Consider the following 18,573-nt stretch of genomic DNA (forward strand, 5'->3'; position numbering starts at 1 on the left):
GCAAAAGACGATCAAGGACGAGACATGACGGTCATCGACAATCACGAAGCAGTTGGCAGGGGTGGTGCACCGCGCCTGTCCGAGGCCTCTGCACGCGATTATTTCGAGCTTCTGAAACCCCGCGTCATGTCGCTCGTTGTGTTCACTGCGCTTGCAGGCCTCGTGCTTGCACCCGGACATATCAATCCCTTCATTGGTTTCATCGCCATCCTGTGCATCGCTGTTGGCGCCGGCGCCTCAGGCGCGCTCAATATGTGGTATGACGCCGACATCGACGCGGTCATGACCCGCACGGCCAAGCGCCCGATCCCTGCAGGCAAGATCCTGCCCGAGGAAGCCCTCGCCTTCGGCCTGACGCTCTCCGCCTTTTCCGTGATCATCCTCGGGCTCGCCGTCAATTGGCTCGCAGCCGGGTTGCTCGCCTTCACCATCTTCTTCTACGCCGTCATCTATACGATGTGGCTCAAGCGCTCGACGCCGCAGAACATCGTCATCGGCGGTGCTGCCGGTGCCTTCCCGCCGATGATCGGCTGGGCGTGCGTGACCGGCGGCGTATCGGTGGAAAGCATCGTCCTGTTCCTCATCACCTTCCTGTGGACGCCAGCGCATTTCTGGGCGCTGGCGCTGTTCAAGATGGGCGACTACGGCGCCGTCGGCGTGCCGATGCTGCCCAACGTCTGCGGCCAGGCAACCACCAAGAAGCAGATCGTCATCTATGCAGTCCTGACGGCCCTGATCGGCATCTGTCCCACCTTGCTCGGTTTTGCGAGCATCGGGTATGGCGCGGTTGCAGCGGCACTAGGCCTGGGCTTCGTTTGGTATTCGATCGGCGTGCTGCGCATGCCTGAGGCGGATGAGCGCATGCTGCCCGCCAAGAAGCTTTTCGCCTTCTCGATCATGTATCTGTTCGTGATCTTCTCCGCCCTGATGGCGGATCACCTGATCGTCAATATCTGGCTGAATGCCGGGAGTGTTGCCTGATGGAAACCGTCAAGCTGAACGAAGCCCAGAAGAAGTCCCGCCGCGGCCGCAACATTGCGCTCGGTATCGTGCTGGCTGGCCTGGTCGTCCTCTTTTACGTCGTCACGCTGATCAAGTTCGGCAACGGCATGGTCAACTGAGGGAAGCGCGATATGACGACCTCTCAGGACCCTCAGCAGAAGCAGCGCTCCAACGGCGCTATCGTCGGTACTTGCATTGCCTTCGTCGTCGGCATGACCGGCATGGCCTATGCGGCCGTGCCGCTCTATGACATGTTCTGCCGCGTCACCGGCTATAACGGCACGACGCAGCGCGTCGAGCAGGCATCGGATGTCATTCTCGACGAAAAGGTCAAGGTGACCTTCGACGCCAATACCTCCGGCGGCCTGCCGTGGGAGTTCAGGCCGGTTCAACGCGACATCGATGTGCGGATCGGCGAGACGGTACAGGTGATGTACCGCGCCAAGAACCTTTCGTCGAAGCCGACGACCGGGCAGGCGTCGTTCAACGTCACGCCGATGCAGGCCGGTGCCTATTTCAACAAGGTTCAATGCTTCTGCTTTACCGAGACAACACTGCAGCCGGGAGAGGAGATGGAGATGCCGGTGGTATTCTTCGTCGATCCGGACATGGTCAAGGCGGTAGAGACCAAGGACATCAAGACACTGACACTTTCCTACACCTTCTACCCACGCGAGCCGTCGAAGCCGGTCGCACAGGTGAAGACGGGCGAAACTGAGAACAAACTTTGACTGGAGGCCCGTTTCGGCTATGCCGAAAGGGCGACAAGAGAAAGACCTATCGGGGATTACTGACATGGCCGATGCACATCAGAAGAATCACGACTACCACATCATCGACCCGAGCCCCTGGCCGTTGCTTGCCTCGATCGGCGCATTCGTCATGGCGTTCGGCGGTGTCGGCTACATGCGCTATCTCTCGGGCGGCTCCTTCAAGCTGTTCGGCGCTGACCTTGCCAATCCGTGGGTCTTCTTCATCGGCCTCACAGTCGTTCTCTACACCATGTACGGCTGGTGGTCGGACACGGTGAAGGAAGCGCACGAGGGTCACCACACCCGCGTCGTCTCGCTGCACCTGCGCTACGGCATGATCATGTTCATCGCTTCGGAAGTGATGTTCTTCGTCGCCTGGTTCTGGGCCTACTTCGACGCCAGCCTGTTCCCGGGCGAAGCCATTCAGGCAACCCGCGCCGCCTTCACCGGTGGTGTCTGGCCGCCGAAGGGCATCGAGGTTCTCGACCCCTGGCATCTGCCGCTCTACAACACCGTCATCCTGCTGCTTTCCGGCACGACGGTCACCTGGGCGCACCACGCACTGCTCCACAACGACCGCAAGGGCCTCGTCTACGGCCTGTCGCTGACGGTCGTGCTCGGCGTGCTGTTTTCCTACGTCCAGGCCTACGAATACGCTCACGCTCCGTTCGCCTTCAAGGACTCGATCTACGGCGCGACCTTCTTCATGGCGACCGGCTTCCACGGCTTCCACGTTCTCGTTGGTACGATCTTCCTGCTCGTCTGCCTGCTGCGCGCGCTGCGTGGCGACTTCACGCCGAAGCAGCACTTCGGCTTCGAAGCGGCGGCCTGGTACTGGCACTTCGTTGACGTCGTCTGGCTGTTCCTCTTCTTCTCCATCTACATCTGGGGTGGTTGGGGCGCGCCGGTCGCTCACATGTAAGAAGATTTGAGCGCAAGCTCTTCTCGATAAGGCGGCTGCGACCATGCAGCCGCCTTATTTTTTGTTTGCATTACGGCGGAATCGATGGGGCGAGCCGACATGAATATTCGCGTGGCTGCGGTGACGACGGCCTGGCTTCTGGCAGGATGCTTTTCAGCCTCTGCCGGCGATCCGGCCGACCGCGTGGTGGTGCACAAGGAGAAGCGCATCCTGCAGCTCTACCGGGGTGGAGAGATGCTGCGCCAGTATTCGGTCGCTCTTGGCGGCAATCCCATCGGTCACAAGGAACGCGAAGGTGACCGGCGAACGCCGGAAGGCCTCTATGTCCTCGATTGGCGCAACGACAAGAGCGGCTATCACCTGTCGATGCACGTCTCCTATCCGAGACCCGAGGATATCAAGGCAGCGGCAGCTAAGGGCGTCGACCCCGGTGGCATGATCATGATCCACGGCCAGCGCAATTATTTCGGCTGGCTGGCGTTTATGACGCAGATGTTCGATTGGACGGACGGCTGCATTGCGGTTACGAATGCCGAAATGGATGAAATCTGGGACCTGGTTCCCAACAACACCCCGATCGAGATCAATCCGTGAGTGACGACAAAGCCCTCTATCCGCCGGTCGACCCGGTCATGGCAGGTATCAAAGGCCATTGCCCGCGATGCGGCCAGGGAAAGCTGTTCGATGGGTTCCTGACGGTAAAGCCCGCCTGCGCCAGCTGCGATCTCGACTATCGTTTCGCCGATTCCGGCGATGGTCCTGTCGTCTTCGTCATCCTGATTGTCGGCTTCATCGTCGTCGGTGCGGCACTGTGGATGGAGGTAAACCTCAATCCACCGCTCTGGCTGCATTTCCTGCTCTGGATACCGCTGGCGATCGTGCTCAGCCTCGGCCTGACGCGCATGCTGAAGGGCATCCTTATCAACCTGCAGTATCGCAACAACGCGCGGCCCGGCGAGATCGACCGTGGCTGAGATCGAGACCAGGAAGAAGGGCAGCCTTGTTGCGCGCCTCGGCGCATTCGCCGTGCTCGCTATCGTCTTCGCCATCCTCATTTCGCTCGGCACCTGGCAGATGCAGCGGCTGCACTGGAAAGAGGGCCTGCTTCAAGCGATCGCTGAACGGCGGTCGGCGCCGCCGGTGACGCTTGCCGAGGTCGAAAAGATTTCAGCCGAAGGCGGCGATATCGATTATCGCACCGTCAATGTTTCCGGCACCTTCGACCACAGCAAGGAGCGGCACTTCTTCGCGACCTACAACGGTCGCACCGGCTACTATGTCTTTACGCCGCTGAATATCGAGGACGGCCGTGCCTTGTTCGTCAACCGCGGTTTCGTTCCCTTCGAACTGAAGGATTCGTCGACCCGTCTCGCGGGCGAGCTTCCGGCGTCCGTGGCCATCCATGGCCTCGCAAGGCCGAAGCTCGCCGAAAAGCCGTCGTCGCTGGTCCCGGACAATGACCTCGCCAAGAATATCTTTTACTGGAAGGACCTCGACACGATGGCATCTTCGGTCGGGCTTCCCGCCGAGAAGGTCGTACCGTTCTTCGTCGACGCCGATGCTACGCCCAATCCGGGTGGGCTTCCGATCGGCGGCGTTACCCAGTTCGACCTGCCGAACAGCCATCTGCAATACGCGCTGACCTGGTACGGTCTTGCCGGAGCCCTGGTCGTCGTCAGCGGCGTTTTTCTGATGCGGCGCAAGCCATAGGCGGGCCTCTACAGCGCCGCGCGTCTTATTATCGCAAAGGTCGCTGTAGCACTTTGATTTGCTGCATGTTTTTATCCTTAAATCGAATAGGACTTAAGGAAACAGGCTGTAGCGCCGTGCTATCCCTGACCGACGCAGTTGGGGGACATGTGGAATGGGTTTGATATCGACGATCCTGATCGCGCTGACGGCGCTGTTGCATCTCGGTTTTCTCGTGCTGGAGATGTTTCTGTGGACGAGGCCTGAGGGACGTTCGGTGTTCCGCATGACGGTGGAGCAGGCGGAAGCGACCCGGGTGCTCGCCGCCAACCAGGGGCTTTACAACGGCTTTCTCGCAGCTGGTCTTTTCTGGTCTCTTCTGCAGCCGGAGGCGTCATTTGCCTTCGAGTTGAAGGTGTTCTTCCTTGTGTGCGTGATCGTTGCCGCTATATATGGCGCGTGGTCCGTCAAGCCGCGCATCCTGTTGATCCAGGGCGGCCCGGCGATTGCAGCCCTTGTTTTCGTTCTACTGGCATCCTGATCCATGGCATCATCCGCGGCAAAATCCCCGATCACCATTCGCATTTGCGGGCCGCGCGGTTTCTGCGCCGGCGTCGACCGGGCGATCCAGATCGTCGTCCTGGCGCTGAAGGAATTCGGCGCGCCGGTCTATGTTCGCCACGAGATCGTGCATAATCGTTATGTGGTCGAAGGGCTGGAAGCCAAGGGTGCCATTTTCGTCGAGGAACTCGACGAGATCCCGCCGGAGCATCGCAAGCAGCCGGTGGTGTTTTCCGCCCATGGCGTGCCGAAATCGGTGCCTGCGGATGCCGATACACGCAATCTCTTCTATCTCGACGCCACATGTCCGCTGGTCTCTAAGGTGCACAAGCAGGCGATGCGCCACAACCGGCTGGGCCGCCACGTGGTGCTGATCGGCCATGCCGGTCACCCCGAAGTCATCGGCACCATGGGGCAACTGCCGGAAGGCGCGGTATCGCTCGTCGAGACGATCGAGGATGCGGACGTCTATATGCCGCCGGATCCGGAAAATCTCGGTTTTGTTACCCAGACCACACTCTCCGTCGACGACACTGCCGGGGTCATCAAGCGGCTGCATGAGCGCTTCCCCAATCTGACTGCGCCGGCTGCGGACTCGATCTGCTATGCCACCACCAACCGCCAGGAAGCGGTCAAGCAGGCGGCACCCGGCTGCGATCTGTTCCTGGTTGTCGGTGCGCCGAACTCGTCGAACTCCAAGCGCCTGGTCGAAGTGGCGCTGAAAGCCGGCGCGAAAAAGTCCGTTCTCGTGCAGCGGGCAGCGGAAATCGACTGGGATTCGATCGGCGAAATCTCGACCGTCGGCCTGTCTGCCGGCGCATCGGCGCCTGAGGTCATCGTCAACGAGATCATCGAGGCGTTCCGCGAGCGCTACGACGCCGTCGTTGAACTTGCCGACACCGTCGAGGAAAATGAGAACTTCCTCGTCAACCGCGAGATCCGGCACGTGCCGCTGACCGCCGCCGACATGGCCTTCGTCAACGGCGAATAACCCGCATATCTTGCCCGCATTTGAAAGTGAACGACCGTGGCAGTTTACACCGATATCACGGAAGACGACCTGAGCGCCTTTCTCGAGGCCTATGACGTCGGCCAGCTGACGTCCTACAAGGGCATCGCCGAGGGGGTCGAAAACTCCAACTTCCTGCTGCACACGACAAAGGGCGCCTATATCCTCACGCTCTACGAGAAGCGGGTGAACGCAGGTGACCTGCCGTTCTTCCTGGGGCTGATGCATCATCTGACCGATCGCGGGCTTTCCTGTCCGCTGCCCCTGCCGCGCTCCGACGGCGAACTGCTGGGCGAATTGTCCGGCCGTCCGGCCGCCATGATTTCGTTCCTCGAAGGCATGTGGCTTCGCAAGCCGGAGGCCAAGCATTGCCGCGAGGTCGGCAGGGCGTTGGCTGAGATGCATGTCGCTAGCCAGGGCTTCGACCTGAGGCGCACCAATGCGCTTTCGGTCGGCGGTTGGCGGCCGCTATGGGTCAATTCCGAGGCGCGCGCCGACGAGGTGCAGACCGGCCTTAAGGACGAGATTTCCGCCGAGCTTGCGCATCTCGAGAGCCATTGGCCGAAATCGCTGCCGGATGGTGTCATCCATGCCGATCTGTTCCCCGACAATGTCTTCTTCCTCGGCGACCAGCTTTCCGGCCTGATCGACTTCTATTTCGCCTGCAACGATTATCTCGCCTACGATGTGGCGGTCTGCCTCAACTCGTGGTGCTTCGAAAAGAACGGCTCCTACAATATCACCAAGGGCATGGCGCTGCTTTCGGGTTATGAGAGCGTGCGCAAGCTGACGGCGGATGAGGTCGAAGCCCTGCCGCTGCTCTGCCGCGGTTCGGCACTGCGCTTCTTCCTGACGCGCCTCTACGACTGGCTGATGACGCCGGCCGGCGCCTTGGTGGTGAAGAAGGATCCGCTCGAATATTTGACGAAGATCCGGTTCCACCGGGCGATCGTTTCCAGCGCCGAATACGGCCTCCGGATCGAAGAGACCTCTGCATGAAACACGTTGATATTTTTACGGACGGCGCCTGCTCGGGCAACCCCGGGCCGGGCGGCTGGGGCGCGGTGCTGCGCTACGGCGAGGTGGAAAAGGATATGTGCGGGGGCGAGGCGGAAACGACCAACAACCGCATGGAGCTTCTGGCGGCGATCTCGGCGCTGGATGCGCTGAAGAACGCCTGCGAGGTCGACCTGCATACCGACAGCAAATATGTGATGGACGGCATCTCCAAGTGGATCCACGGCTGGAAGAAAAACGGCTGGAAGACCGCGGACAAGAAGCCGGTGAAGAACGGCGAACTCTGGCAGGCGCTGGACGAGGCCAACCGCCGCCATAAAGTCACCTGGCACTGGGTTAAGGGCCATGCCGGCCATCCGGAAAACGAGCGCGCCGACGAACTCGCCCGCAAGGGCATGGAGCCCTACAAGAAGGGGCGCCGTCCGGATCCTCTCGCAAAATGAAAAACGGGCCGCATGGCCCGTTTTTCATTCGCAGTGACGTCTAAGCCTAGAGCTGCTCCAGCATCGCGGCGGCGCCCGATACGGTCGCCTGGCCCGGGCTTTCCTCAAGATTGAGCGTCTTCACCACGCCGTCTTCGACAAGCATCGAATAACGCTTGGAGCGGACGCCGAGCGTGCCGGCGGACAGATCGATATCCATGCCGAGTGCCTTGGTGAACGCGGCATTCCAGTCCGAGAGAAAGTGGATCTTGCCCATGCCGCCCGACGATGTCGCCCAGGCACCCATGACATGCAGGTCGTTGACGGCAACCACGGCGATATCATCGATACCGCGCGACAGGATCGCGTCACGGTTTTCGAGATAGCCGGGCAGATGGTTGAGCGAGCAGGTGGGGGTAAAGGCGCCCGGCACGGCAAAGAGCACGACGCGCTTGCCCTTGAAAAGCTGTTCGGTCGTCACTTCCACCGGACCATCGGCGGTCTTTTCCTTGAAGGTAGCAGCGGGCAGCTTGTCTCCGACGGCAATGGTCACGGCATTCTCCTTGCGTTGCGCGCATGGCCAGACCGGCGTTCCGGCAGGGCGTTGTCGCGGCTTGAGTTGTGCGTCCGGGTGTCTCCGGCGATTGTTTTTGGACCCAACCGCCTGAAACCGGCAAGACTATAGAGGCGCATCAATCAAAGGCAAGGGTCGTTTCCATGCTGCGCCCGCCGGCGCGCACGGTGAGGATGACCGGCTTTCCCTTCAGCGTCTTATCCTTGCCGGAGAGCCGAACGGGGATCTCGGCCTTTAGCTCCGCACCTTCCGCCTGAGTGATTGCCGGCTTGCCGAAGGAGACGCCTGAGGCGCCGGCAAGAAACAGTTCGCGGTGCTCCTTGCCGGTGTCCGGCGGTAGCTTCAACGAGAGGCGCACCGCTGCCTTGTGCTCGTCATAAACGGCGGTTGTCACCTTGAAATCCTCGGAGGGCGGTTCCGGCAGGGCGGCGACTGCACCGTCGATGCGGGCGGCATCGAGCGGGTTGTCGAAGTCGTCATGCTTGAGCGTCAGATTCAGTTCGCCCTGCACCGGGATGCAGATGTCCTCGCAGATCCCGAGGAACACCGAGGCGCGGATCTTCACGTCTCCCTTGCCGTGCAGGCGCTTCAGCGTCAAGGGGAAGGCGACTGACTTGTCGTAGCCGACATAGCGCACCACCCCGTCGTCGAAGGTCTTGGGCACGGGAAAGCCGATCTTTTCAAGAACGACTCCTTCGGCCGGATCAAGCGTGATCTGCGGGGGAATGCCGCTAGCGCCGGGCTCGCGCCAATAGGTCTTCCAGCCGGGGTTCAGCTTGACCTCGAGCGTCGCCGGGATCGTGCCATCCTTTTGCAATGGCGCGGCAACAATGCGGATCATGCCGCCGGTTGATGTCATCCATTCGCTGGTCGCCGCCTGGGCGCTGGCAGGCAGAAAAAATGCGAGGAGAAGGCTTGCCGTGCCGATGCGCTGGACCATGTTCTGATATGTGGGACGTTTGATCATGGCCAAAGCAATATCGCTTTTGCCGGCAACGCTCCAGACGCCCCTTTGGGCGCGGAGATCATAAATGTTTGATCAAGCAGAACAGGGTAAACGCGGTACGTGCATTATTTGGCGGTCGCGACGTTGAAGCGCTTTTCATTTCGCGACGAATTGGTAGGCTGTCCGCATTATGGCGATACCCATGGCACAGAAGAAACGGGAACGCGGTTTCCTTGACGGTCAGTTCCTGATCGCCATGCCTGGGATGTTTGACACGAATTTTGCCCGCACCGTCATCTTCATCTGCGCCCATTCGGACGACGGCGCCATGGGCTTCATCCTCAACCGGCCGCAGCAGCTGACCTTCCCCGATGTGCTGATGCACCTCGAAATCCTCGACGAGGACGAGGCAATCCGTCTGCCGGCGATGACCCGCGATTTCCAGATTCAGGCGGGCGGCCCGGTCGAGACCGGGCGTGGTTTCGTGCTGCACTCTGACGATTATTTAAGCGATTCCAGCATTCCGGTCAGCGACGATATCTGCCTGACCGCCACGCTCGACATCGTCCGTGCGATCTCGCGCGGGGAGGGGCCGCACCGGGCGACGATGATGCTGGGTTATGCCGGCTGGGGTCCCGGCCAGCTTGAGGCGGAGATCACCCAGAACGGCTGGCTGACCTGCCCGGCGCGCGAAGAGCTGATCTTCGACAAGGCGCTCGGCGACAAATACGATCGCGCTCTGGCATTGATGGGCGTCAGCCCGGCGATGCTGTCGATCGAGGCCGGCCACGCCTGATACCCGGCGCCGAAGATCCGGCCATGAACTGTAATCCAGATTGCCTCAATCAGATTCGTCCATGAGACATCCGAGGCTGCGTGTATCCGCAGCCTTGCAGTGGCGCACCCTTGTGGAGCTTAAGCCCGTTTCATCAGCGGAAATCGCTCTTTCAACAGCCGCAGGATCGACTCCGAACCGATCGGCGGGCCGAACAGGAAGCTCTGGCCGTAGTCGCAGCCCATCTGTGAAAGCTGGATAGCGTCTTCCTCGGACTCGATGCCTTCGGCCACAACCTGCATGTCGAGTTCGCGTGCCATGGTGATCACCGAGCGCAGCAGAATGCCGCGCTTATCGCTCGGGTCTCGCACCAGCGCCTTGTCGATCTTGATCGTATCGAAGGGGAAGCGGGTGAGATAGGAGAGCGACGAGTGGCCCGTGCCGAAGTCGTCGAGCGCCAGCTTCAAGCCGGCTTCCTTCAGCTTCTCAAGCACCAACCGCGCCTGCTCCGGATTCTCCATGACAAGAGATTCGGTCAGCTCCATCTTCACCTTGGCCGGGTCGCAACGGTTCTTGTTCAGCACGGCACGAACGTCGTCATAGAGCTCGTTGTTGAGCAGCTGCGCGCTGGAGAGATTGATCGACACGAAGATCGGCAGATCGCCGGTCTGGATCTGCCATTCCGTGAGGTCGCTGGTCGCCTTGTCGAATGCGAACATGCCGAGCTGGTTGATCAGGTCGGAATTCTCGGCGATCGGGATGAACTCGGTCGGCGAGACATTGCCGCGCTTGGGGTGATCCCAGCGCATCAGCGCCTCGAAACCGGCAATCTCGGCGTCGCTGAGCCGCACGATCGGTTGGTAGACCAGCGACAGTTCCTTGCGCTCGATCGCTCGGTTGAGATCGGCTTCGAGCTGCATGCGATCCGAGCCGGAGGTTCTAAAGGCTGGACGGAAAGGCTCGACGCGGTTGCCGCCTTCCTTCTTGGCGCGGAACATCGCAAGCTCCGCGTCGTCGATCAGGCCGGCAGCGCTCTGCTCCTGGTCGAGCCAGGAGACGAGGCCGATGGACGCGGTGAGGTTGATTTCGCGGTTGCCATAGTTGAGCGGCACCATGATCGCCTTGCTGACCGCGTCGGCGAAATCGGCGACCTTGGCCGGGTCGCGCTCCGACATCAGGATCAGCCCGAACTGGTCGCCGCCGAGGCGCGCGAGCGTGTCTTGCGGGCGCAGCAGCCGGCGCAGCCGGCGCGTCAGTGCGATCAGGATGTTGTCACCGGCGGCAATGCCGAGCAGGTCGTTGACCTGCTTGTAGCGATCGATATCAATCGCCAGAACGGTCGGGCGTGCGGTCGTGGTGTCGGCCATCAGCAGGATGGCCTGCAGGCGGTCGAGGAAGACCTGACGATTGGGAAGGCCGGTCAGATTGTCATGCAGCGCGTTGTGCAGCAGACGTTCGACCGAGTTGCGCTGCTCGGTGATGTCGATGATCGTGCCGACGCAGCGGATGATCTCGCCATTGGCGCCAAGCACCGGGCGGGCGCGGATCGACAGCCAGTGATAATGGCCATCCTCTGCACGTACACGGAATTCGTGGTTGAGCTTGCCGCGGCGGTGTTCGAGCAGGACGTCGAGCGTGGCACGGAAGCGATCGCGGTCATCGGGGTGCAGGCGCGGCAACCAGTTGCGCAAGGGGCCGTGCATCGAGCCCATGGAGAGACCGAGCTGCAGGGAGATATCGGGAATGGTGACGACGCGGTCACGCGCCACATCCCAGTCCCAGACCGTATCGCCGGAACCCGTCAGCGCCAGCGACTGGCGCTCAAGATCGGAGAACAGGCCCTGCTGGTAGGCGCCGCCGGCAAAGGCGTGCTGCATGACGGTGAAGCCGATCAAGAGCACGATCAGGACGAGGCCGCCGCCAAGTGCTGGCTGGACGATGTCGTTTGCCAGCTGGCCGGTGACGGTCAGCCACGCGCCGAACAGCCAGACCAGAATGAGCAGCCAGGCGGGGACCAGCAGGATGGCGCGGTCGTAACGGTTGAAGCCGAGATAGGCGATCAGCACGATCCCGACCGTTGCCGTCAGTGCGAATGAGAGGCGGGCGATACCCGATGCGATTGCCGGATCATAGACCGCAACGCCGAAGAGCAGGCCAAGGCCGAGGATCCAGGCGAGTGTCGCATAACCCAGATGCTGGTGCCAGCGATTGAGGTTGAGATAGGTGAAGAGAAAGATCACCAGGCCTGCCGCGAGGAACACCTCGGTTCCCGCTCGCCATATTCGCTCGTCGCCGGCCGTGACGCTGATGAGCTTGGACAAGAAGCCGAAATCGACGCAGATATAGGCAAGCACCGCCCAGGCGAGTGCTGCCGTTGCCGGCAGCATCGAGGTTCCCTTGACCACGAACAGGATCGTCAGGAACACCGCGAGCAGGCCGGCGATGCCGAGAACGATGCCGCGATAGAGCGTGAAGGCGTTGACCGTGTCCTTGTAGGCGTCCGGTTGCCAGAGGTAGATCTGCGGCAGCTCAGGCGTCGCCAGCTCTGCGACGAAGGTGATGACCGCGCCTGGGTTGAGCGTGATCTGGAAGACGTCCGAATCGTCGCTCGGCAGCCGTTCGAGCGCAAAGCCCTCGCTCGGCGTGATCGACAGCATGCGTTGCGACCCGAGGTCGGGCCAGAAGAGCTTGGAATTCACCAGGCGAAAATGCGGCGCGACGATCACGCGGTCGAGCTGTTCGCCCGAAACGTTGGCGAGCGCGAAAACCGCCCAGTCGCCCTGGTGGTTCTCGGTGCTGGAACGCACTTCGATGCGCCGGACGATACCGTCAGCGCCTGGCGCCGTCGAAACCTGGAAGGCTTCGCTGCGGCCGCTATAGATCTCGGTCGTCGCGGTCAGGTCGAGTGCGGTGTCTTCGCGTGAAATCTTGACCGGCTCAAGAGCATGGGCAATGCCGCTAAAGGCGCAGAACAGCGTCGTGAGAGCGATCAGAAACGCTGCCAGCTTCGAGGCTGACCATGCGAAGGGCGAGCGGGTTAGAGGCATCAAAGGGGCAATTTCCTGTTCGGTACGGCATCATCGGACAGGAGAGAGAAAAGCACATGGTCACGCCATTGCCCGTTAATCCTCAAGTACTGTCTTAAGTAGCCTTCACGCTCAAAACCGGCCTTTTCAAGGAGCCGGATGCTTCTTGAGTTCTCCGGAATACAGGCTGCTTCAATACGGTGCAACTCAAGGCTCGAAAAGATGTAGGGAATCGCAAGCTTGAGGGCGGCAAACATGTGGCCGTGGCCGGCATGACGCTCGCCCATCCAGTAGCCGATCATGCAGTTTTGCCCGGCACCGCGACGGATGTGGCCGATGGTGATCCCGCCGAGCAGGGTCTCCGCGGGCTTGTGGAAAAGAAAAAGCGGTACGGCCTGGCCGGATGCGAATTCCTGCTCATTGCGGATGACGCGGCCGCGAAAGGCGCTTTCCGTCATTTCGTCGGCGCGCCAGGTCGGTTCCCACGGTTCCAGAAAGCCGCGGCTCTCGCTTCGAAGGTGGTACCATTGGCGATAATCGGCGTAACGGGGGAGGCGGAGCAGGTAATCCTGGTTGGCGATCTCGATCGTCTCGGGCTGTCGCGACAGGAACCGAAAAACCGATCGTGTCATATGTGCCTCCGAGGCCTTCCAGTTGAACGCGCGGAAGATCCTTAACCGCCCGGCGCACGGCGCCCTTTGCGCTGTCGCAAATCCGAGCGTTGCACAACTTTGCGCACAAATCGAATCCGATTTTACGAAAAGTCGCAAACACTTCGCCGGCCGGGCGCCATGGCAGTCCCGGCCGAGATCCGGTGGTCCGGATCAGCTTGCGACGGCGTGCGCGACGGTGGTTTTTCCTGTCAGTGACGACAGGATGTCGTTCATCGGCGCCAGCTGTTCGAGTGGTCCGATCGCCGACAGCGTCGGGGCGGTGTCGAAGAACAGGCGACCTGCCAGATCGGTCAGACGCTCGATGGTAATGCCAGACAGGCGCTCCATCAGTTCGTCGTTCGGGATCGGGCGGCCATAAAGCATCATCTGGCGGGCGATCTGGCCAGCGCGTGCGGCCGGGCTTTCCTGGCCCATCAGCAGCTGGGCGCGGATCTGGGCGCGGGCGCGCTCGATTTCCTGCTGTTCGATGTTCATCGACGACTTGCGCAGTTCGTCGACAATCACGGGCATCAGCTCCGGCAGGTTCTCGCCGCCGGTTGCCGCATGCACGCCGAAGATGCCGGTATCGGAGAAGCCCCAATGGAAGGCATAGACCGAGTAACAGAGGCCACGATGCTCGCGCACTTCTTGGAATAGGCGCGAAGACATGCCGCCACCGAGGATGTTGGCGAGGATCTGCGAACAGTAGAAGTCGCGGGCGTGATAGGCCTTGCCTTCGAACCCGAGCAGGATCTGCGCGTCCATCAGGTCGCGGGTCTCGCGGCTTTCGCCGCCAGTATAGATCGCGGTTTCGAGAACCGGCGTTGCCAGCGGCGTGCGCGGCAGCGTCGAGAAGCGCTCCTCGACCTGGCGCACGAAAGCCTCGTGCTCGACGGCGCCGGCCGCGACGACGAACATCCGGTCGGTGGTGTAGTTGCGGCCGAGATATTGGCGGATCTGGTTGGCGGAGAACGACATCACCGTCTCCGGCGTGCCGAGGATCGGGCGTCCGACCGTCTGGTTGCGATAGGCAGTTTCGGCGAAACGATCGAAGACGACATCGTCGGGCGTGTCGTCGGCAGCGCCGATCTCCTGCAGGATCACCTGTTTTTCACGGCGCAGCTCTTCCTCGTCGAAGCTCGATTCGGTGAGGATGTCGGCAAGGATGTCGACGGCCAGCGGCACGTGATCCTTGAGGACGCGTGCGTAATAGGATGTCGTTTCGGTCGAGGTCGCGGCGTTGACTTCGCCGCCGACATTCTCGATTTCCTCGGCGATCTGGCGGGCGGTGCGCCGGCCGGTGCCTTTGAAAGCCATGTGCTCAAGCAGATGAGCGATGCCGTGTTCGCCCACGGTTTCGTTGCGTGAGCCCGATTTGATCCACACGCCGAGCGCCACGCTTTCAAGGTGCGGCATCTGCTCGGTTACCACCGTCAACCCGGAAGGGAGCCGGGTGCACTCAACTTTCATCATACGTTTCTTCTCGTTCTTACCCCTGGAGACGGGTGCGCTCGCCGATAAAGGTCTCGACGCTCTTCAAATCCGCATCCAGGATATCGAAACGCTCCTCCCTGTTCATCAGGTCAGCAAGCCACGTCGGAAGCGCCGGGTCAATACCACTTGCCGATTTTACGGCGTCGGGGAATTTCGCGGGATGGGCGGTTGCAAGCGTCACCATTGGGGCCGACGCCTTCTCGTGCTTGGCCGCCACGAAGACGCCGATGGCGCTGTGCGGGTCGAGCAGGTAGCCGGTTTTCTCCAAGGTCTTGGCAATGGTCCTGGCGACGTCCTTTTCGGAGGCGCGCCCGGCCTGGAACTCCTTGCGGATCGCCTTCAGCGCCTTTTCGCGGATGGCAAAGGAGCCTGATTGCTTGAGGCTGTCCATCGCGGATCGGACTTCGGCCGGATCGCGATCGTTGGCTTCGAACAGAAGCCGTTCGAAATTGGACGAGATCTGGATGTCCATCGACGGAGACGTGGTCGCCTTGACCCCGCGCATTTCGTAGCGGCCGGTCTTCAGCGTGCGGGCGAGAATGTCGTTTTCATTGGTGGCGACAACAAGCTTGTCGATCGGCAGGCCCATGCGCTTGGCGACGTAGCCGGCGAAGATATCGCCGAAATTGCCTGTTGGCACAGTGAAGGAAATCTTGCGGTCCGGGCCGCCGAGCGCGATCGCCGTCGTGAAGTAATAGACGATCTGGGCCATGATCCGCGCCCAGTTGATCGAGTTGACGCCCGAAAGCTTGACGCGATCGCGGAAGGCCGCGTCGTTGAACATGCCTTTGACCAGGTTCTGGCAATCGTCGAAATTGCCTTTCACGGCGATGGCGTGGACGTTGCCGGCCTTCGATGTCGTCATCTGGCGCTGCTGAACGGCAGAGACCTTGCCATGCGGGAAGAGGATAAAGATGTCAGTACGTTCGCGACCGGCAAAGGCGTCGATGGCAGCACCTCCGGTATCGCCCGAAGTCGCGCCGACGATGGTCGCCCGTTCACCGCGCTCGGCGAGCACATAGTCCATCAGGCGGGCCAGCAGCTGCATCGCCACGTCCTTGAACGCAAGCGTCGAGCCGTGGAACAGCTCAATGACGAAGGCATTGGGGCCGGTCTGGACGAGAGGCGCGATGGCGGGATGACGGAAGGTCGCGTAAGCCTCGTCGATCATCTCGCGAAACTTCGCTGAGGGGATCTCACCGTGGATGAAGGGCTCGAGCACGGCAAAGGCGATATCCTGATAGGACTTGCCGCGCAGCGCCCGGATTTCTTTCTTCGACAGCGTCGGCCATTCCCTGGGAAGGTAGAGACCGCCGTCGCGCGCAAGGCCCGCAAGCAGCGCATCGCAGAAGCCGAGAGGGGCGGCCTCGCCGCGCGTCGAGATATACTTCACCATCCTAGTCCTTCGTCTTGCCTTCGGATCGCGGCGACCCTATGCGAACCGGCCGCAGCGCGTCTGTCTTATTGCGTCAGTCCTTGACAAAGTCCCCACGCATTCTTGTCACCAATGCAATTTCCGGCCCGAGCGTCGTTTCGGAAAATTCCGATCGAGATGGCTGACCCGATCGATTTTTCAATTCGCCGCTGCTATAGACGATGCCCGAAGGCCATGAAAGGCCTTCCGGCCGAGATTTCGGTCAAGGAGTTTCAACCGGTTCAGTAGAGGTTGTTCAACGTGTTTGGCAAAGTATCCCGGCCTGTCCTCGCAATATCCTTTCTCGCGATCCTCGCCGGCTGTAACAAGACGCAATCCGGCGGAGCGATCGATGCGGGCGGCAGTGCCGCAGCAGCTACGCCGGCCGTTGTCCAGGCTGCATGCCCGCAGGTGGTTTTGAGAGAAGGCACCTCGTCGTTCCGCACCTACGCCAAGGGCGGCAAGGACGATCCGACCAAGGTCATCTATCAGGCGTCGCTCGCCGATACGACGCGGCAATGCGTGCAGAGCGAAACCGCGCTCACGGTGACCGTCGTGGTTCAGGGTCGGGTCGTCAGCGGTCCCGCAGGCGGTCCCGGCAAGATCACAATGCCGATCCGCGTCGCAGCGGTCGACGAAGACAAGACGCTCTATTCCGAGCTGACGCAGCATGTCGTTGAGATCCCGGCAAACGGCTCGACGCAGTTCGTCTTCACCAAGACGGACGTCGCGCTCCCGGCCGGCGCAGGCTCCAACGCCAAGGTCTTCGTCGGCTTCGACGAAGGTCCGCCGGCAAAGCGCAAGAAGTAAGCGGCTCTGCCGCATGTTTCCTTAAATCCTATTCGATTTAAGGATAAAAACATGCAGCAATTCAAAGTGCTACGCAACTTTTGCGCGTCTAATTAAGATGCGCGGCGCTGTAGCAGCTGCCTGAAACGAAAAACGCCGGGGCAAGCCCCGGCGTTTTCATTTGGTGACTGTACCGGATTACTCGGCAGCGACGCTCTTGCCGCCTTCCCACTTGTAGAGCGAGAAAGCCTGCGAGGTGAGGTCGCCAGCTTCGCCGTAGGTGAGCTTGCCGAGCACGGTGTCGATGGCTTCGCCGGACTTGATCGCGGTCGCAACGGCGGTCGCATCCTCGGCGGAGCCGGCCTTTTCGATGCCGGCCTTCAGGACCTGCACTGCCGCATAGGCGTTAAGGGTGAAGGCTTCGGCCGGAATGTTCTTCGCCTTCAGTGCCTCGACGGCCGGAGCCGACGCCGGGTTGCGGGTCGCGTCGCTTGCGTTGGTGTAGATCGTGCCGGTCGCAGCGTCGCCGCCGATCGCCCAGAACTCGGTGTTCGACAGGCCGTCGCCGCCGAAGATCTGCGCTGTCACACCCTGGTCGCGCATCTGGCGTGCGAGCAGGCCGCCTTCCGGATGATAGCCGCCGAAGTAGACGACATCGACCTTTTCCGCCTTCAGACGGGTGACGATGGCGCTGAAGTCCTTGTCGCCCGGGTTGAGGCCTTCGTAGACGACTTCGGTGATACCGCCTGCGTTGATCCCCTTCTTGAAGCCGTCGGCGAGGCCCTTGCCGTAGGGAGCCTTGTCGTGCAGGACGGCGACGCGCTTGTCCTTAAGGTTCTTGACCACATAGGCAGCGGCAACCTCAGCCTGCTGGTCGTCGCGACCGCAGGTGCGCAGCACGTTCCACAGACCGCGGGTGGTCAGATCGGGCGTGGTCGCCGTCGGCGTTATCATCAGGATGCCGTTTTCGGCGAGAACGTCGGACGCCGCCATCGAGGTGCCTGAAAGCACCGGACCGACGACGAAGTGGATGCCTTCACCAGCAGCCTGGTTTGCTACCGATACGGCCTGCTTCGGGTCGCCGGCATCGTCCATCATCTTCAGCACGATCTTTTCGCCGTTGATGCCGCCGGCTTTGTTGATCTCCTCCGCGGCAGCTTCCGCGCCGTTCTTGACCTGCTCGCCATAGGCCGCGACCGGGCCGGTGAGCGGCGTGATGACGCCAACGGTGATATCGGCAAAGGCGAACGGCCCGAAGGCAACGCTGGCCGCCAGGGTCAGGCCCGTCAACATTGAAAGACGCATGATGTTTCCTCCTAGAAATACCCCTGAGGGGCTTGGCTGATATGGCCCTCGTGCGCGGTGCGAAAACCGGGGAGATCTTCGGAGGGACAGCCATGGCACATCAATGTGACATCCTGTCCCTCGGCGCCTAATCGGACGCCCGCCGTGATGGCCGAGAGCTTTTTCCCGCCCCGGTGAACATCCGGAGCGAAAGGGTCTGTAGCGGCTAGCGCCCGGCTTTGCC

20 protein-coding genes are annotated in these 18,573 nt (G+C 61.3%); 13 read left to right on the top strand and 7 right to left on the bottom strand.

Annotation, left to right across the window (positions count from 1 at the left end; genetic code table 11):
- Positions 1-24 precede the first annotated feature (24 nt).
- The 11 genes from J3R84_RS02770 to rnhA all read left to right on the top strand — a co-directional run bounded on the left by J3R84_RS02770 (position 25) and on the right by rnhA (position 7,395).
- Complete coding sequence (locus J3R84_RS02770; protein ID WP_025426173.1) at positions 25-981, top strand: heme o synthase; 957 nt, start codon at positions 25-27, stop codon at positions 979-981.
- A complete protein-coding gene (locus tag J3R84_RS02775; protein WP_025426174.1) occupies positions 981-1,121 on the top strand; it encodes a cytochrome c oxidase system small membrane protein in 141 nt (46 codons plus the stop codon). The genes J3R84_RS02770 and J3R84_RS02775 overlap by 1 nt, the downstream gene beginning before the upstream one ends.
- 12 nt (positions 1,122-1,133) lie before the next feature.
- Positions 1,134-1,733, top strand: coding sequence for a cytochrome c oxidase assembly protein (locus J3R84_RS02780; RefSeq protein ID WP_203527620.1), 600 nt, complete (start codon positions 1,134-1,136; stop codon positions 1,731-1,733).
- A 64-nt stretch (positions 1,734-1,797) separates the two neighbouring features.
- Positions 1,798-2,676 carry a cytochrome c oxidase subunit 3 gene (locus J3R84_RS02785; RefSeq protein ID WP_025426176.1) on the top strand — a complete coding sequence of 293 codons (879 nt, stop codon included), beginning with the start codon at positions 1,798-1,800 and terminating at the stop codon, positions 2,674-2,676.
- 99 nt (positions 2,677-2,775) lie between these two features.
- On the top strand, positions 2,776-3,270 hold the full coding sequence (locus J3R84_RS02790; protein ID WP_057211512.1) for a L,D-transpeptidase family protein: 495 nt from the start codon (positions 2,776-2,778) through the stop codon (positions 3,268-3,270).
- The gene (locus J3R84_RS02795) at positions 3,267-3,650 is read left to right on the top strand and encodes a DUF983 domain-containing protein (RefSeq protein ID WP_025426178.1); all 384 of its coding nucleotides are present in this window, start codon (positions 3,267-3,269) and stop codon (positions 3,648-3,650) included. Before J3R84_RS02790 ends, J3R84_RS02795 begins: the two co-directional genes overlap by 4 nt.
- Positions 3,643-4,386: an SURF1 family protein gene (locus J3R84_RS02800; protein ID WP_025426179.1), complete on the top strand. Its 744-nt coding sequence runs from the start codon at positions 3,643-3,645 to the stop codon at positions 4,384-4,386. The genes J3R84_RS02795 and J3R84_RS02800 overlap by 8 nt, the downstream gene beginning before the upstream one ends.
- A gap of 154 nt (positions 4,387-4,540) precedes the next feature.
- On the top strand, positions 4,541-4,906 hold the full coding sequence (locus J3R84_RS02805; RefSeq protein ID WP_025426180.1) for a DUF1304 domain-containing protein: 366 nt from the start codon (positions 4,541-4,543) through the stop codon (positions 4,904-4,906).
- A gap of 3 nt (positions 4,907-4,909) precedes the next feature.
- Entirely contained in the window at positions 4,910-5,917 is a 1,008-nt protein-coding gene (gene ispH / locus J3R84_RS02810) for a 4-hydroxy-3-methylbut-2-enyl diphosphate reductase (RefSeq protein WP_203527619.1), read from the top strand.
- Positions 5,918-5,953: 36 nt separating this feature from the next.
- Positions 5,954-6,934 carry a homoserine kinase gene (locus tag J3R84_RS02815; RefSeq protein WP_203527618.1) on the top strand — a complete coding sequence of 327 codons (981 nt, stop codon included), beginning with the start codon at positions 5,954-5,956 and terminating at the stop codon, positions 6,932-6,934.
- Entirely contained in the window at positions 6,931-7,395 is a 465-nt protein-coding gene (gene rnhA / locus J3R84_RS02820) for a ribonuclease HI (protein ID WP_025426183.1), read from the top strand. Before J3R84_RS02815 ends, rnhA begins: the two co-directional genes overlap by 4 nt.
- A 46-nt stretch (positions 7,396-7,441) precedes the next feature.
- Here rnhA and J3R84_RS02825 read toward each other — a convergent pair whose 3' ends face one another.
- Together J3R84_RS02825 and J3R84_RS02830 are read right to left on the bottom strand one after the other, a co-directional pair.
- Positions 7,442-7,927, bottom strand: a complete 486-nt coding sequence (locus tag J3R84_RS02825; protein ID WP_025426184.1) for a peroxiredoxin — start codon at positions 7,925-7,927, stop codon at positions 7,442-7,444.
- Positions 7,928-8,066: 139 nt separating this feature from the next.
- Positions 8,067-8,915, bottom strand: coding sequence for a protein-disulfide reductase DsbD domain-containing protein (locus J3R84_RS02830; protein ID WP_025426185.1), 849 nt, complete (start codon positions 8,913-8,915; stop codon positions 8,067-8,069).
- Positions 8,916-9,096: 181 nt separating this feature from the next.
- Here J3R84_RS02830 and J3R84_RS02835 point away from each other — a divergent pair, with 181 nt between their 5' ends.
- Positions 9,097-9,690 (top strand): YqgE/AlgH family protein, encoded by a 594-nt coding sequence (locus tag J3R84_RS02835; RefSeq protein ID WP_371412230.1) that lies wholly within the window; start codon positions 9,097-9,099, stop codon positions 9,688-9,690.
- Between the two features lie 119 nt (positions 9,691-9,809).
- Here J3R84_RS02835 and J3R84_RS02840 read toward each other — a convergent pair whose 3' ends face one another.
- The 4 genes from J3R84_RS02840 to thrC form a co-directional block, all read right to left on the bottom strand.
- Positions 9,810-12,716 (bottom strand): EAL domain-containing protein, encoded by a 2,907-nt coding sequence (locus J3R84_RS02840; RefSeq protein ID WP_203527616.1) that lies wholly within the window; start codon positions 12,714-12,716, stop codon positions 9,810-9,812.
- A complete protein-coding gene (locus J3R84_RS02845) occupies positions 12,716-13,327 on the bottom strand; it encodes a GNAT family N-acetyltransferase (protein WP_025426188.1) in 612 nt (203 codons plus the stop codon). The genes J3R84_RS02840 and J3R84_RS02845 overlap by 1 nt, the downstream gene beginning before the upstream one ends.
- Before the next feature lie 192 nt (positions 13,328-13,519).
- A complete protein-coding gene (locus J3R84_RS02850) occupies positions 13,520-14,821 on the bottom strand; it encodes a M16 family metallopeptidase (RefSeq protein WP_025426189.1) in 1,302 nt (433 codons plus the stop codon).
- 16 nt (positions 14,822-14,837) lie between these two features.
- Positions 14,838-16,238, bottom strand: coding sequence for a threonine synthase (gene thrC, locus J3R84_RS02855; protein ID WP_057211510.1), 1,401 nt, complete (start codon positions 16,236-16,238; stop codon positions 14,838-14,840).
- Between the two features lie 279 nt (positions 16,239-16,517).
- Between thrC and J3R84_RS02860 the strand changes: the two genes are divergently transcribed.
- Positions 16,518-17,066 (top strand): hypothetical protein, encoded by a 549-nt coding sequence (locus tag J3R84_RS02860; protein ID WP_025426191.1) that lies wholly within the window; start codon positions 16,518-16,520, stop codon positions 17,064-17,066.
- 177 nt (positions 17,067-17,243) lie between these two features.
- On the opposite strand, the gene J3R84_RS02865 is transcribed toward J3R84_RS02860, so the two are convergent.
- Positions 17,244-18,350, bottom strand: a complete 1,107-nt coding sequence (locus tag J3R84_RS02865) for an ABC transporter substrate-binding protein (RefSeq protein ID WP_025426192.1) — start codon at positions 18,348-18,350, stop codon at positions 17,244-17,246.
- Positions 18,351-18,573: the final 223 nt, after the last annotated feature.

The sequence above is a fragment of the Ensifer canadensis genome, assembly GCF_017488845.2.
In the GTDB taxonomy this organism is placed as follows: domain Bacteria; phylum Pseudomonadota; class Alphaproteobacteria; order Rhizobiales; family Rhizobiaceae; genus Ensifer; species Ensifer canadensis.